The sequence below is a fragment of the Halovivax limisalsi genome, assembly GCF_023093535.1.
In the GTDB taxonomy this organism is placed as follows: Archaea; Halobacteriota; Halobacteria; order Halobacteriales; family Natrialbaceae; genus Halovivax; species Halovivax limisalsi.
In genome coordinates, this window is record NZ_CP095757.1 from 3,204,431 (window position 1) to 3,219,102 (window position 14,672).

The following is a 14,672-nucleotide window of genomic DNA, read 5'->3' on the forward strand; positions in this document are numbered from 1 at the left end:
GAGTACGTTCCTGATGCGCTCTACGACGAGGGCCACTATCCGCTGTGTGGAGACTAACCGAGAGTACGTTTTTCGTTCGAATTCACCCCGACAAGAACCAAGAATTCACTCCAGTCCCGACACGACCTCCTCCGGCTCGACGTCGAAGTCACCGCCCCAGGCGAGTTCGGGGGAGCCGCCACCGCCGCCGCCGAATTCCTCCGTCAGTGCCCGGAGGATTGCCGCTGCATCCGCGTCCTCGCCCGCCGCGACGACGGCGAACGGCGACTCTTCCTCGCCGGCGACCACCACGACGTCGGCCACCTCGCCGGCCGTCTCGCGCGCGACCTCGCCCGCTTCGTCGGCGTCGACGCCGCCGGCCGTCGTGGCCACCCAGGTGCGCCCGTCGCGTTCGAACGCCTCGGCGCCCTCGATCCTGGTTCTGACGAGTTCTCGCTGGAGCGTGTCGACCGAGTCGGCCAGTTCCGCGCGTTCGGTTTCGAGTCGCGAGAGCTCGCCCGTGGCCTCGCCGAGCGGGACGCCGAGCTGGCGGCTCGCGGCGAACGTCACGCGTTTTTCCGTCGCGCGCCGGTCGATCGCCCGCGGCCCGACGGCGAGTTCGACCCCGACCCGCCCCGGTCGCGGCTGCGTCGCGCCGAGGATCGTCACCGGCCCGATCTCGCGGGTGTTCCTGACGTGGGTCCCTGCGCAGGCGGCGGCGTCCCAGGTATCACTCGCCGCGTTGATCGTGTTTGCCCCGCCGCTGTCCGCGTCGCCGATCGTCACCACGCGAACGCGGCCCTTCTCGAAGGCGCCGTCGTCCGTCGCCTCGGAGATGGCGATATCGTCCGTTTCGCGCGCCTCAGCGACGGGGATCGAATCCCAGGAGACGGACCGGGACTCCCAGACCACCTGGTTGAGCAGTTCGTCGAGTTCGACGAGCGCGTCGTCGTCGACGGCGTCGTTCGTCTCGACGTCGACGCGAGCGCGCTCGGCCCCGATCTCGACGCCCGCGTAGGCGACGTCGTTGAGGACGCGACGGGCCGCGCCGTAACAGACGTGACACGCGGTGTGGGCGCGCATGCAGTACATGCGCGTCTCCCAGTCGATCGAGCACAGGACGCTGTTTCCCGCCCGAAAACGGGGCTCGTCCGAGAGGACGTGGACCACCTCGCCGTCTTCGAAGCGGACGTCGGCGACGGGGACGTCGCCGATCGTCCCCTGATCCGCCGGCTGGCCGGCGCTCGCAGCGAAGAAGTGCGTCGTCTCGAGCCAGACGCGACGGCCGTCGACGGCCGCCACCGTCGATTCGAACCGCGTTCCGTACGGTTCGGCAGCGGCCCGTTGGGGGCTCATCACTGCTCAGTGGGAGGGGAGGCGATAAAAATCTGCTCGCCGCGACCGTTCCGCTGGAAGACAGGTTCGCCACCAGAGTTCGGCGTCAGCGCACCACCTCGCTTCGTCCGGCTCACTCCGCGAGTTCGACGTCGAGTCGTTCCTCCAGCGCGTCGATCAGCCCGCCGCCGATGCCGGCCTGCGTCGCTCGCCCCTGTTCGATCGCCAGGAGATCGGATTCGGGAACCCCGAGGTCCTCGGCCAGTTCCTCCCGGGTGAGTCCCGCGTCCTGTCTGGCAGATTCGAGGACGTCACCGTACTCCGATACCAGGTAGGGCAGCGGGTCGTCGTCGTAGTTCGTCCCCTCGCGCTCCCAGTGCTCCGAGTCGCCGTCCCAGACGGGCGTCGCCTTCGCGACGTTCTGGGCGGCCTTCTTCTTTCGATTCCGCTCGTCTCGGTCGTTCGATCCGGACGACGACGTCGATCCCTTGGATCCGTCGCCGTGTGTCGCACAGCCGGGACAGACCGACAGCCGCGCCCCCGCCACCGTCTCCTCCGTGAGCGAGTCGCTCTCGGTCCCGCAGAGTTCGCACGTGGTTCCACCGCCGCCCCCGGTGGACCCGGTCGAGTACTTGGCCATGCGGGTAATTCGGCGCTCCGGCATTTGAATGGCCCGCCTCCACCCACCCCGGGGCGCCCGGAAAAGAACACGTTTTTATATCGACCCCCGGGTAGGATTTGGTGCGGAGTGCACAGCGAGCGTGGGTAGCCAAGCTAGGCCAACGGCGCAGCGTTGAGGGCGCTGTCCCGTAGGGGTCCGCCGGTTCAAATCCGGTCCCACGCATCGCATGCGTCGCCGAAGGCGACGAAACGCGAGGCGGGGCGCGCGGAACCGTTCCGGTTCCGCGTTTCGGTCGAACGGGCGCGAAGCGCCCGTGAAACGCCGCCGAGCGTCGATGCAGGTGGAGTCCCTTGGGACTGCACCCACGCACCATCTTCCTACCAAGGCAATATTGAACAGCGACGGCGCTGTCCCGTCGGGGTCCGCCGGTGAGCAGTCGCGATCGCGACTGCGAACGTCGTCACGAAGCGAAAGCGGAGTGACGGAAGTTCAAATCCGGTCCCACGCATCGCATGCGTCGCCGAAGGCGACGAAACGCGAGGCGGGGCGCGTGGAACCGTTCCGGTTCCGCGTTTCGGTCGAATGGGCGCGAAGCGCCCGTGAGACGCCGCCGAGCGTCGATGCAGGTGGAGTCCCTTGGGACTGCACCCACGCACCAACTTACTCTCGACGTCACCCGGACAGCGACGGCACCGTCAGTTCGGCGGCGAACCCCCGTCCGGATGGTCGGTGCGTTCGCCGTCGAATCGCCGTCGGAGTCGATACGCCTTCGGCGTCGGTACGTTTTCGACCGTGGAATACGACGCTCGAACGATGGTCTGGACGACGAGGGGACCGCGGCCGGCGTATTGCCCGACCTGCGGCGACGGACTCGGATCGACGGTCGTCGACGGCTCCTCGGTTCCGTACTGCGAGGCGTGTGAGCGGCGATTCTTTCGCAATCCGGTGCCGCTGGCGCGCGTCGCGGTCGTCGACGGTGCATCCGTCCTGCTCATCGAGCGGGGTGCCGGGGCGGATATCGGCGCGTGGGCATTGCCCGGCGGGCACGTCGACGCGAACGAATCGCTGTCGAACGCGGCCGCGCGCGAACTCGAAGAGGAGACTGGCGTTCGTGTCGCTCCCGACGCGCTGTCACTTCTGGGAACGGGGTATCTCGAATTCGACGACGGGCACTCGCTGGTGTCGATCAACTACGCCGTGGCGCGCGAGGCGACGACGGGAGAGATCGTGGTCGGCGGCGACGCTGCCGACGCCCGATTCGTCGCCAGGGAGGCGATCGTCGACGATCCGCCGCGGGTGCGAGCGTCGGGACCGAAACAACTGCTTCGGGCGATCGACGAGCACGGATCGGTGGGCCCCGCCTAACCGTCCCAGTTCGTCAGGGCTCGCCGTTCGCGTCGGTGTCGCTGACCATCTGGATCCGCTCGATGCCGTCGATCTCCTCGACGATCTCGACGACGGCGTCGGGGACGAGCGACTCCCAGTCGCCGTCCTCGGTCATGCGCTCGCGGACCTCGCTGCCTTCGAGCACGCCCCGGTTGTACATCGGCGACTGGCGCACTTCGACGCCCGCCTCGCGAAAGAGCTGGATGACGAGCGGGTTGTTCGAGTACGCGACGTCGAAATCGGGGCTCATGCTCTCGACGTGGCTCACCCAGACGGAGTTGCGTTCCAGATCCTCGATGGGGACGGCGTAGGTGACGAGGTCGAAGTCGGCGAGGCTCTTGGTGAGCATCATGATGCGTTCGCCCGCGGTGAACGGGTTTCGCGCCGTGTGGGAGGCGTCCGCGCTGCCGATGCCGAGGACGAGTTCGTCGACGTCGGCGGCGATCCGCTCGACGACGCTGTAGTGGCCGTCGTGAAACGGCTGGAAGCGGCCGATGTAGATGCCTCGCTTCATGCGACGTAGATGCCCCGCGCCATACCGAGGCCGATGCGCGCGTCTCGCATAAGGGTGGCGAGGCCGGCCCGCTCTCCGGGGTTGTCGAATTCGGCCGTTAGAGAGCCGGAGGTGGCTGTAAACAGCCGAACCCGAGGGAGAAAGTATATCAGTGGCAATCCCCTCGATTCAGGTAGCAACTAGCCCCGTATGAGTAACGACACGAACGACGATGGCCCTCCCGACGGGGAGGACGAGGAACGCACCGAGGAGGAGGCCCCGGTGCGTGACGAGACTCCCGCAGATCAGGGGGCGTCATCCAACGACGACGAAGTGTCAGAGGCAGTCGACGACGGGTCGAGGACCGACAGGGACGCCGGGTCAGACGGCTCGGTGACGGATCCGGTCGACGAGACTGACGTGGACGAATCAGACGACGAGTCGACGGCGTCGGCTGACCGACCGACCGAAGCGGACGACCGATCGACCGAATCGGGAGCGGAATCGTCCGACTCGATCCGGATCGCGGATTCGGTGAGCGAGTCCCGCACCGAGGCGGACGACGAAGCCAGCACCGACGACGATGCCGAAGGTGACGACGGGGCGAAGACCGACGACGGCGGGAGCGAGTCGACCGCCGGCTCGTCCGATACCACCTCGTCGCAGATCGCCGACAGCGTCTGGGCCGCGGTCGACCAGCAGGAGCGCCAGGAGCCCGACGACGGCGACGACGCGGACGACGGCTGGGACGACGACGAGTGGGACGACGAGCCGACCGGTGACGACGAGATCGAGACGGTCGAGACGCTCGACGACCTCGGGAGCGAGGTCGAAGTCGACGAGCAACTCGAGATCGACGAGGACGAGGAGGACAACTTGCTCGGCGGCCTCCAGATCGACTCGACGGACGACATCGAGGTGCCCGACCGGCTGGTCGATCAGGTGATCGGCCAGGACGAGGCCCGGGACATCATCATCAAGGCGGCCAAGCAGCGCCGGCACGTGATGATGATCGGCTCGCCGGGGACCGGCAAGTCGCTGCTGGCGAAGGCGATGAGCCAGCTCCTCCCGCAAGAGGAGCTCCAGGACGTCCTCGTCTACCACAATCCGGACGACGGGAACGAGCCGAAGGTCCGGACCGTCCCGGCGGGCAAGGGCGAACAGATCATCGACGCCCACAAAGAGGAAGCCCGAAAGCGCAAACAGATGCGCTCGATCCTCATGTGGGTCATCATCGCCATCGTGGTGATCTACGCGTTCATCAGTGGGCCCCTCCTCCTCGGCATCATCGCCGCGGTAGTCATCTGGCTGTTCTTCCGCTACACCTCCCGCGGGATGGACGCGATGGTCCCGAACATGATCATCGACAACTCGGACCAGCGCACGGCGCCGTTCGAGGACGCGACCGGCGCCCACGCTGGCGCGCTGCTGGGCGACGTCCGCCACGACCCGTTCCAGTCCGGCGGCATGGAGACGCCGAGTCACGACCGCGTCGAACCCGGCTCGATCCACAAGGCCAACAAGGGCGTGCTGTTCGTCGACGAGATCAACACGCTCGACATCCGCAGCCAGCAGAAGCTGATGACGGCCATCCAGGAGGGCGAGTTCGCCATCACTGGCCAGTCCGAGCGCTCCTCGGGCGCGATGGTCCAGACCGAGCCGGTCCCGACGGACTTCATCATGATCGCGGCGGGCAACCTGGACGCGATGGAGAACATGCACCCCGCGCTGCGCTCGCGCATCAAGGGCTACGGCTACGAGGTGTACATGGACGACACCATCGAGGACACGCCCGAGATGCGACGCAAGTACGCCCGATTCATCGCCCAGGAGGTCGAGAAGGACGGCCGGCTGCCCCACTTCGATCGCGAGGCGATCGAGGAAGTCATGCTCGAAGCTCGGCGCCGGGCGGGTCGGAAGGGCCACCTGACGCTCCTGCTTCGCAACCTCGGCGGACTGGTCCGCGTCGCGGGCGACATCGCCCGCGCAGAGGGTCGGGACTACACCACGCGCGAGGACGTCCTCCAGGCGAAGAAGCGCTCGCGCTCGATCGAGCAGCAACTCGCCGACGACTACATCGACCGGCGCAAGGACTACGAGCTGCAGGTCAACGAGGGCGGCGTCGAGGGCCGCGTCAACGGCCTCGCCGTGATGGGCGAGGATTCGGGCATCATGCTCCCCGTCATGGCGGAAGTGACGCCCGCGCAGGGCCCCGGCCGCGTCATCGCGACCGGCCAGCTCAAGGAGATGGCCCAGGAGTCCGTCCAGAACGTCTCCGCGATCATCAAGAAGTTCTCGGACGAGGACCTCTCGACGGGCGTCCCCGGCTGGGAGGAGGATCGCTACGGGGCGAGCGACTACCCCGACTCCTCGCTCACCGGCAAGGACGTCCACATCCAGTTCGTCCAGGCCGGCCAGCAGGGCGTCGACGGCGACTCGGCCTCGATCACCGTCGCGACCGCCGTCATCTCCGCGCTGGAGGACGTCCCCGTCGACCAGTCGGTCGCGATGACCGGCTCGCTCTCGGTTCGGGGCGACGTCCTGCCCGTCGGCGGGGTGACCCACAAGATCGAAGCCGCCGCCAAATCCGGCATCAAGACGGTTATCATCCCGAAGGCGAACGAGCAGGACGTCATGATCGAGGACGAGTACGAGGAGATGGTCGAGATCATCCCGGTCTCGAACATCAGCGAGGTGCTCGACGTCGCGCTGATGGGCGAGCCCGAGAAGGACTCGCTGCTCGATCGCCTCAAGTCGATCACGAACACGGCCTTCGACGGACAGGTGAGCGGGCGGGGCGGCTCGAATCCGAGTCCGCAGTAACGGATGGTCGACTGGGTGACGTTCGCGGCGATCGTCACCCTGCTGACCGTTGCGATGGCGTTTCTCTCCGTTCGGACCCAGCAGACGTTGCGACCCGTCGGACAGAGCGATCCCGACGGACGATCCCCGCGGGCGAGGAACGAATCGGATCCGAACGGCGACCACGGTTCGCCGACCGACCGCTCGGAATCCGCCGGTGACGGCGGCGTCGGCACCGACTCGAACGACGCGGAGTCGGACGGTCCTGACTCGATCGGCCCAGAGCCGGACGGGGTCTCCGCCAATTCTCTCCTCGACGAGATCGACGAACCGACGTTCGGACCGGACGAGTCGACGCCCGGACCCGACGAATCGAATACTCGAGCCGCCGGCCGGGGGCGCGGTACCGGCGGAGAGCAGGTCGTCGCGTACGTGGGACCGACCCCGGTGACGAGACGGAGTTTGCTGTTGAACGTCGCTGCGACGCAAGCGCTGTTTCTCGCCCTCGTCGTCGGCGTGATCGTCTACGCGGAGGTTCCGGGCGGATCGCTCGGACTGGTCGGCGGCGCCGACGATGGCCTCGTCGGACTCGGTGCCGGCCTGGGGTTGTACGGCGCGAGCGAGGTCGGCGGTCGGCTGGCTCGTCGCCTCGGCGTCGACCACGACGAGTGGTTGCGCGAGAGTCTCGCGCCGACGAGCGCCCAGGGATGGGCGGGGCTCCTCGGGATCGTCTTACCGGTCGTCGCGCTCTTCGAGGAGTTGCTCTTTCGCGGCGTGTTGATCGGGGCGTTCGCCGCCGGCTTCGGCGTCTCGCCCTGGGTGCTGGCGATCGGGTCGTCGATCGTCTTCTCGCTCGGCCACGGCATCCAGGGCCGGGCCGGGGTCGTCGTCACCGGCGTCCTCGGCTTCGTGCTCGCGGCGGTGTTCGTCTCGACCGGCAGTCTCCTGACCGTCGTGGTGGCCCACTACGTCCTGAACGCCTGCGAGTTCGTCGTCCACGAGGGGTTCGACGTCGACCCGCTCGGGTGACTGGCGAGCGAGCAGGGTACCAACCGACGTCGTGCGTGAAAGGCACCCGGCTGGGTCGGACCGACCCAGCGACGGACTGACGGACCAAAGCACCCGGGTGTAACCGGGGCGAGTGACTCGCCGTCGTATGCAGACGTTACAGGAGGCGCCGGAGCGGATCCAGCAGCTGATGCTGTGGCGGTCGTGGGATACTTCGTCGTCTGGATCGCCGCGGTCGTCACCGAGTCGGCGGCGCCGCTCGTGGCGAGCGAGATCTTCTTCGGCCTTATCGCGCTGGGCGTCGGCGTCGTGTTGCTGCGACGGGCGCCACCGACCGAGCGGGTGTTACGCGTCCGGCGGACTGCTGGCGCTCGGCGGGCTGAGTCAGCTCTTGGACCTGGCCCTGCAGTTTGGCGGGGTCGACATCCCGATCCTCTACTCCCTCTCGACGGCGGCCATCTTCGCGGGCGTGGGCGGGTACGTCTACGTCGTCTGGGTGCGTCGCTAGAGCCCTTCCAGCGACCGGAGCTTCTGTTCGATCGCGGGCGGCGCGGCGCTCGGACCGTCGCGGACGCGGTGATCGGGAATGAGGAGCGGGGCCGGGTTCTCGTCGAGGGCCGTGCGGACGACGATCAGGTCGTCCTCGTCGTCGGCGTCGAGACCGGGGGTGAGCCCGGCGAGTTCGGCGACGTCGATCCCCGTCCCGTACTCGAGGTCGCGGACGCGTTCGAGTACGGCCCGCTGGTCGGTCGGGACCGTTAGCGCGATCGACACGTCGTCGAAGTCGACCGCGGCTACGCCGTCGAGGTACTCGAGAACGCGATCGAGGATCGGGTGGTCGTCCACGGCGTCCTCGGGCGGGAGCTCGGGGAACGAGACGCTGATGACCCGGCCGCTCGCGATGCCCACCTGGACGTACCGCTCGAGGTACGGCGACTCGACGGCGTAGATGCCCGCGTCTTCCATGTCCGAGCGAAAGCGGGCGAGCGCCTTGAAGATTCGGCTCGTCCCGACCAGTCGGTCGCCCCCGCGCCAGACGATTCGTCGCCGGTCGGTGGACCGCGATACCGCGCCGTCGTCGCCTCGCTTCCCATCGAAAGTGAGTCGGCCTTCCCGGCGGAATCGAGGCGAGCGCGGTCGTAACGCGCAAGGCTTATGTACAAACCAGTACATCGATGTACGATAATGACTGATTCGAACGTGGCACCGGCCGTCCGATCGATCCTCGAGACGGCCAGGAATCGAACGCCGCCGACCGACGACTCCGTGTCCGTGACTCCCCGGTCCCTCCCAGACGCGATCACGTCGGCCGACGCCGACGGTCGCGTCCCGATCGTCGCGGAGGTCAAACCGACGAGTCCGACGACCGACGGCGTCCGCGAGGACGACCCGGTCGACCTCGCCCGCCGGATGGTCGACGGCGGGGCGAGCGCCATCTCGGTGCTGACCGAGCCCGACCACTTCGGCGGCTCGCCGGCGACGCTGGAACGAGTGCGCTCGGCCGTCGACGTCCCCGTCCTCCGAAAGGACTTCGTGCTGGAAGAAGCCCAGCTCGACCGCGTCGCGGCCGACGTGATCTTGCTGATCGCGCGCTTCGTCGACGATCTCGCCGATCTGCTCGCGGCGGCCCGCGAGCGCGGGTTCCAGGTGCTCGTCGAGGTCCACACGCGCGACGAGCTTCGCGAGGCGCTGGCGGCCGGCGCCGCGTTCGTCGGCGTCAACAACCGCGATCTGGCCGCGCTCGAGGTCGATCTATCGACGTTCGAACGGGTCGTAGGGGCGGCCGGGGGCGACGCGACCGCGAACGAGTCTCCGACGTCCGGCCCCGCCGAAGGACTCGCGGACGTCACGCTCGTGGCCGAGAGCGGAATCTCGACGCCGGCAGACGTCCGCCGCATGCGCCGAGCGGGGGCCGACGCCCTGCTGGTCGGCAGCGCGATCATGGGCGGCGACGTCGAGGCGAACACCCGGCGACTGGTCGAGGCCGGGCGAGCGGGGAACGGGCGGCCCGAGGACGAGCCATCTGACGCCGGCCCGGAGTCTCGTTCGGGGAGCGACCCGGAGGTGGACGTCGCATGACCGACGCCTCGATCGGCCGACGCGAGGCGGTGGCCGACGCCGACGGCCGCTTCGGCCCCTACGGCGGCCAGTACGTCCCCGAGGCGCTGGTGCCCGCGCTAGCCGAACTGGTCGACGCCCACGAGCGCTACGTGCTGGACAACGAGGACGGCTTTCGCGACGAACTGCGCGAGCACCTGCGGACCTTCGCCGGCCGGCCGACGCCGCTCCAGCGGGCGGACGCCCTGAGTGAACGCTACGGCCGCGAGATCTACCTCAAGCGCGAGGATCTCGTCCACGGCGGCGCGCACAAGCTGAACAACGCCCTCGGGCAGGTCCTCCTGGCGAAGTACATGGGCAAAGAGCGCGTCATCGCCGAGACCGGCGCCGGTCAGCACGGCACCGCGACGGCGATGGCCGCGGCCCACCTGAATATGCCCTGCGAGATCTACATGGGCCGGGTCGACGTCAACCGCCAGCGACCCAACGTCTACCGGATGCGGATGAGCGGCGCCGAGGTGACCCCCGTCGACGCGGGCAGCGCGACCCTCAAGGAAGCCATCAACGAGACGATGCGCGACTGGGCGGGCAGCGTCGAGACGACCCACTACGCCGTCGGGTCTGTCGTCGGGCCGCACCCCTTCCCGGCGCTGGTCCGGGACTTCCAGGCCGTCATCGGCGAGGAGATCCGCGAGCAGATTCGCGACGAGGCCGGACGCCTCCCGGACGACGTCGTCGCCTGCGCCGGCGGCGGTTCGAACACGATGGGGACGTTCGCCGCGTTCGTTGGTGACGAGCGGCCTGACGACGCAGATTCCGAAGCTGACGCCACCGCGGACGTCGCCCTCCACGCCGTCGAGGCCGGCGGCTCCGACCTCGGCATCGACGAGGCGTCCGGCGTGGCGCCGAACTCGGCGTCGCTCTCGACCGGCACCGAGGGCGTCCTCCACGGGGCGCTGACCAAGCTCCTCCAGACCGAGGACGGCCAGGTCGTCGAATCCCACAGCGTCAGCGCGGGGCTGGACTACGCCGGCGTCGGGCCCGAACTGGCCGAACTGGTCGACCGGGGCCGAGTGCGTCCGGCGACGGTCGACGACGACGCGGCGCTCGCGGCGTTCCATCGCCTCTCGCGACTCGAGGGTATCATCCCGGCGCTCGAATCGAGTCACGCGCTCGCGTACCTGGAGGAGACCTGCGGGCCGGACGCCGACGCGTCGGGCGAGGGCGGCGGCGACGGGTCTGACAGGGACGACGACGGGTCGGGCAGGGACGACGCGCTCGGCGACCTCGTCGTCGTGACCGTCTCCGGTCGGGGCGACAAGGACCTGGAGACGGTTCTGGAGGAGACCGACAAACGCGACATCCCGACCGCGCCCGACGTGGAGGTGTTCGACGGATGAGCGCCGACGGGCGCGCCGTCGAGACGGACTCGGCGATCGAGGCGGCGATCCGCGAGGGCTACCCGGCACTGATCCCCTACCTCACCGCGGGCGATCCAGACCTCGAGGCGACGAAGCGCTACGTCGAGGCGCTCGACCGCGGCGGCGCGGACGTGATCGAACTCGGCCTGCCGTTCTCGGAGCCGATCGCGGAGGGGCCGACGATCCAGTCGGCGATCGCCCGCGCGCTCGAGGCGGGGACGACGCCCGACTCGTTCTTCGACCTCGTCGACTCGCTCGCGGTCGAGGCGCCGCTGGTCGTGATGACATACACCAACCTCCTGATGCAGTACGGCCCGGCCGATTCCGGCACCGACGTCACCCCGTTCGTCGAGCGGGCCGCCGCAGCCGGTCTCGACGGCGTGATCATCCCGGACCTGCCCGCGTCGGAAGCGGGGAGCGTGCGCGAAGCGTGCGAGGCCGCGGGGCTGGACCTGATCGCCATCGTGGCGCCGACGACCGAGGGCGAGCGCCTCGAGACGCTGCTCGCGACGACGAGCGGGTTCGCGTACGTCCAGGCGCGACTGGGGACGACCGGCGCGCGGACCGACGTCTCGACGGCGACCCACGAGAGCCTCGAACGCCTCGAGGACGCGGACGTCCCAGCGGCCGTCGGCTTCGGCGTGAGCGAACCCGAACACGCCCGCGAGATCGTCGCCGCCGGCGCCGACGGGGTCGTCGTCGGCAGCGCGCTGGTCGAGCTGGCGGCCGCGAGCGACGAGCCCGAACGCGACCTCCAAGCGACGGTGCGCGAACTCAAACGCGGGGCGGTTGCGGGCGCCGCGACGGATGCCACGGAGAGGCCAGACGATGAGTGACCTGGCGACCAGAATCCGGCGAGGTGGTGAGCCTGCATGACGATCGGACGCGACGCGCGACTCGACCGGCTCCGTACGGACGATCGGTACCTGATCGTCCCGATGGATCACGGCATCACCCTCGGCGCCGTTCGCGGGCTGGCCGACATCGAGTCGACCGTCGACGCCGTCACTCGCGGCGGCGCCGACGCCGTGCTGACCCAGAAGGGACTGGCCCCGCGGGTCCACCCGAACCGCAACGGCGCGGGCTACGTCGTCCACTGCAACGCCTCGACGGTCCTTGGCCCCGACAGCAACGACAAGCGCCGCACCTGCAGCGTCGAGGAGGCCGTCCGGGCGGGCGCCGACGCCGTCTCCTTCCACCTGAACGTCGGCTCGAACCACGAGCCCGACCAGCTGACCCAGCTGGCCGAGCTGACCGGCGACGCGGATCGGCTGGGGATTCCCGTCCTCGCGATGGCCTACGCGCGCGGACCGGACCTCGAGGGCGACGAACCCGACGCGCTCGGCCACGCCGTCCGCCTCGCCGAGGAGGTCGGCGCCGACGTGGTCAAGACGGGCTACAGCGGCGACCCGGAGAGTTTCGAGTCGGTGATCGACGACACCGCGCTCCCGGTCGTGATCGCCGGGGGTTCCCGCGGGGACGACCGCGAAACGCTCGAGATGGTTCGGGGCGCGATGGACGCGGGCGCCGCGGGCGTGTCGATGGGCCGGTCGATCTTCCAGCACGACGATCCCGGGGCGATCACGCGCGCGGTCTCGGCCGTGGTGCACAAGAATGTAGAAATAGATACCTCGTTAGAAAAGGTAGAAGTGAATCATTAGATGACGAGTTAACGTTGCCACCTAATATTACGATTTCCACCGATACTGTCTAGTTCAGGGTGAGGAATGAGCAAATACTAGCGAGAAGACAACCGGTGACCTATCACCCCACTCAGAGGTAACTTAGATGTGGATTATGACGGGGTAGGGAGAATATGTATACACCATTACCCGTCAAGATGTTTGGATTGATTTACACCGATGAACTATTGGTTTGAGGAATCGTGGCCCGTGTTCGACTTATTCGCCTGAACCGTCCCTATAGAACAAACTGGAACTAACCGCACAAATATTCGGAGGATCAGAGCGATTCGCCGACGGATGCTTCATCGCGCGTCGAGGTCGACCAGAATCTTATTTAAAATGACGACGAATAGTCGTGGTTGTACACTGCGACCGACACTGAATTGAAGCTGTTACTCGAAATCAATATCTTCAACCGCCGATGGCCTTACCCCAAAGTAGCGCTTTTAGAGGGTTTAACCGAGAAACACGACATCGGCGAGATTACCATCAATACTTGCGGCTATCTAGCTGCCCACGCCACAAATGAAGTTGTTATCTCGCCAATATCGACCGACACATCTCGAAAAGTGGTCTGAAACTATCTCAAGCAGGTCAACCGCTTTCAAACATTCTACGTGACAGTCCAGTCAACGCATGCCCCTAAATAAAAAGCTTCAGGCATCACACCAACCGAATTAAGCGATGATTGGCCGAACACCAGCCGAGAAGGCTCTGAACTAGACGGGGGCCATAGTTATCCTTCTATCAAGGCAGGAGAGTGATTATTTATTATGGGTTTAATACTTAAAATCCCAATCGAAGAACATTTCCATGTCACGGATGTGGTAGGACGATGGGCCATCTGTGATGTCCATGGAGTATCCATTCACCGTATAGATATGTGGATCATTGGGATCCGGAGATCCAGCTGCATAATCATAGTAACTCGGATCACCGGGATGACCCCTGTCAAATTCATCGGTTTGAACACCATGGTTGGTCCAATAGCAAATGATGTTTTTGCCTGCTGGTATGCATGTTTGGAACTCTCCGTCTGATGGTATGCTCACTTCGGAAAGTGGCCCGTTTGCGTCCCAAAATCCGAAGGCATACTCGCCACTTCCCTCCAATTCGAATTCTACATTGTGAATTGGATCTGGTTGAGTAACCATATTACAACTCTCTTTATCTTCTGGATTTGCCACAAGCTGCATCACTGCCTCACCATCTACTATAATTCCGTCCAGTATCCACTCATTTTCACTAACAAACCCATGAGCTTCCCCGTCATCAGCGTTACCCCATAACATATCATGGTTTATCTGGTTATCATACGAAGAACCAGGTAGTCGCCTAACTTCCCGCATTCTTTCATTAAATACAATAGTAAATTCAGTATTATCCTCTTTTCCTTCAAGAACGAATCCGTAGCACCCATTGAAGTCAGTGTTGGGATTTTCCCCGCCCTCATCAAGAGCAATGGCAGTATCCGACTCATCATCAGGTTCGGCACTCCCCGTTGTAGACAATCCCGTTGCGGTAATGGCACTTGCAGCTACTGATTTGACAAAGATGCGTCGATTAGCCGAGGTGGCCAAAGTCCCCATTCTCTTCTCACTATTATTGCAATTTTCGTTGGACATTGCATTTTCTAAGAATATAATCGGGTGTATAAACCTTATGATATTACTCTTAATGATTTTTATAGTCTATTTCGTTGAGTGTTTACCGGTTGCTATCATAGTAGTGGGCGAACTGTCAAGGAAACGCATTAATGAAATTCTGATGGCGCATCACGCCAAACTCGCCATCAACAACTATCGGGTTCCGACATCATCCACGTTGATCGACATCGGGGAGTTTCATGGGACAATTGCGATCTGCTACATTGAATTTGGCGT

The 14,672-nt window shown here is 65.8% G+C and carries 12 protein-coding genes and 1 tRNA gene; 8 read left to right on the forward strand and 5 right to left on the reverse strand.

Going from position 1 to position 14,672, the window contains the following annotated elements; genetic code table 11:
* Positions 1 to 105: 105 nt before the first annotated feature.
* Positions 106 to 1,335: an alanyl-tRNA editing protein gene (locus MXA07_RS15015; RefSeq protein WP_247729406.1), complete on the reverse strand. Its 1,230-nt coding sequence runs from the start codon at positions 1,333 to 1,335 to the stop codon at positions 106 to 108.
* 112 nt (positions 1,336 to 1,447) lie between these two features.
* Complete coding sequence (locus MXA07_RS15020) at positions 1,448 to 1,954, reverse strand: helix-turn-helix domain-containing protein (RefSeq protein ID WP_247729407.1); 507 nt, start codon at positions 1,952 to 1,954, stop codon at positions 1,448 to 1,450.
* A 119-nt stretch (positions 1,955 to 2,073) separates the two neighbouring features.
* On the opposite strand from MXA07_RS15020, the gene MXA07_RS15025 reads away from it, so the two are divergent.
* Positions 2,074 to 2,158: transfer RNA gene (locus tag MXA07_RS15025), tRNA-Leu, on the forward strand.
* A 591-nt stretch (positions 2,159 to 2,749) separates the two neighbouring features.
* Positions 2,750 to 3,301 (forward strand): NUDIX hydrolase, encoded by a 552-nt coding sequence (locus MXA07_RS15030; RefSeq protein WP_247729408.1) that lies wholly within the window; start codon positions 2,750 to 2,752, stop codon positions 3,299 to 3,301.
* Between the two features lie 13 nt (positions 3,302 to 3,314).
* Here MXA07_RS15030 and MXA07_RS15035 read toward each other — a convergent pair whose 3' ends face one another.
* Complete coding sequence (locus MXA07_RS15035; RefSeq protein ID WP_247729409.1) at positions 3,315 to 3,836, reverse strand: nicotinamide-nucleotide adenylyltransferase; 522 nt, start codon at positions 3,834 to 3,836, stop codon at positions 3,315 to 3,317.
* A gap of 189 nt (positions 3,837 to 4,025) precedes the next feature.
* On the opposite strand from MXA07_RS15035, the gene lonB reads away from it, so the two are divergent.
* A complete protein-coding gene (gene lonB / locus MXA07_RS15040; protein ID WP_247729410.1) occupies positions 4,026 to 6,638 on the forward strand; it encodes an ATP-dependent protease LonB in 2,613 nt (870 codons plus the stop codon).
* Between the two features lie 3 nt (positions 6,639 to 6,641).
* Positions 6,642 to 7,646, forward strand: a complete 1,005-nt coding sequence (locus tag MXA07_RS15045) for a CPBP family intramembrane glutamic endopeptidase (RefSeq protein ID WP_247729411.1) — start codon at positions 6,642 to 6,644, stop codon at positions 7,644 to 7,646.
* 483 nt (positions 7,647 to 8,129) lie between these two features.
* Here MXA07_RS15045 and MXA07_RS15050 read toward each other — a convergent pair whose 3' ends face one another.
* Positions 8,130 to 8,591 carry a methylated-DNA--[protein]-cysteine S-methyltransferase gene (locus MXA07_RS15050; RefSeq protein ID WP_247729412.1) on the reverse strand — a complete coding sequence of 154 codons (462 nt, stop codon included), beginning with the start codon at positions 8,589 to 8,591 and terminating at the stop codon, positions 8,130 to 8,132.
* Positions 8,592 to 8,810: 219 nt separating this feature from the next.
* Between MXA07_RS15050 and trpC the strand changes: the two genes are divergently transcribed.
* From trpC to MXA07_RS15070, 4 genes are read left to right on the forward strand one after another with little or no spacing between them, the layout of a single operon-like run.
* Entirely contained in the window at positions 8,811 to 9,704 is an 894-nt protein-coding gene (gene trpC / locus MXA07_RS15055) for an indole-3-glycerol phosphate synthase (protein WP_247729413.1), read from the forward strand.
* Positions 9,701 to 11,083, forward strand: a complete 1,383-nt coding sequence (gene trpB / locus MXA07_RS15060; protein WP_247729414.1) for a tryptophan synthase subunit beta — start codon at positions 9,701 to 9,703, stop codon at positions 11,081 to 11,083. Before trpC ends, trpB begins: the two co-directional genes overlap by 4 nt.
* Entirely contained in the window at positions 11,080 to 11,940 is an 861-nt protein-coding gene (gene trpA, locus MXA07_RS15065) for a tryptophan synthase subunit alpha (protein WP_247729415.1), read from the forward strand. The genes trpB and trpA overlap by 4 nt, the downstream gene beginning before the upstream one ends.
* Positions 11,941 to 11,976: 36 nt before the next feature.
* Complete coding sequence (locus tag MXA07_RS15070; protein ID WP_247729416.1) at positions 11,977 to 12,765, forward strand: 2-amino-3,7-dideoxy-D-threo-hept-6-ulosonate synthase; 789 nt, start codon at positions 11,977 to 11,979, stop codon at positions 12,763 to 12,765.
* 803 nt (positions 12,766 to 13,568) lie between these two features.
* On the opposite strand, the gene MXA07_RS15075 is transcribed toward MXA07_RS15070, so the two are convergent.
* Positions 13,569 to 14,414, reverse strand: coding sequence for a hypothetical protein (locus MXA07_RS15075; RefSeq protein ID WP_247729417.1), 846 nt, complete (start codon positions 14,412 to 14,414; stop codon positions 13,569 to 13,571).
* Positions 14,415 to 14,672 lie beyond the last annotated feature (258 nt).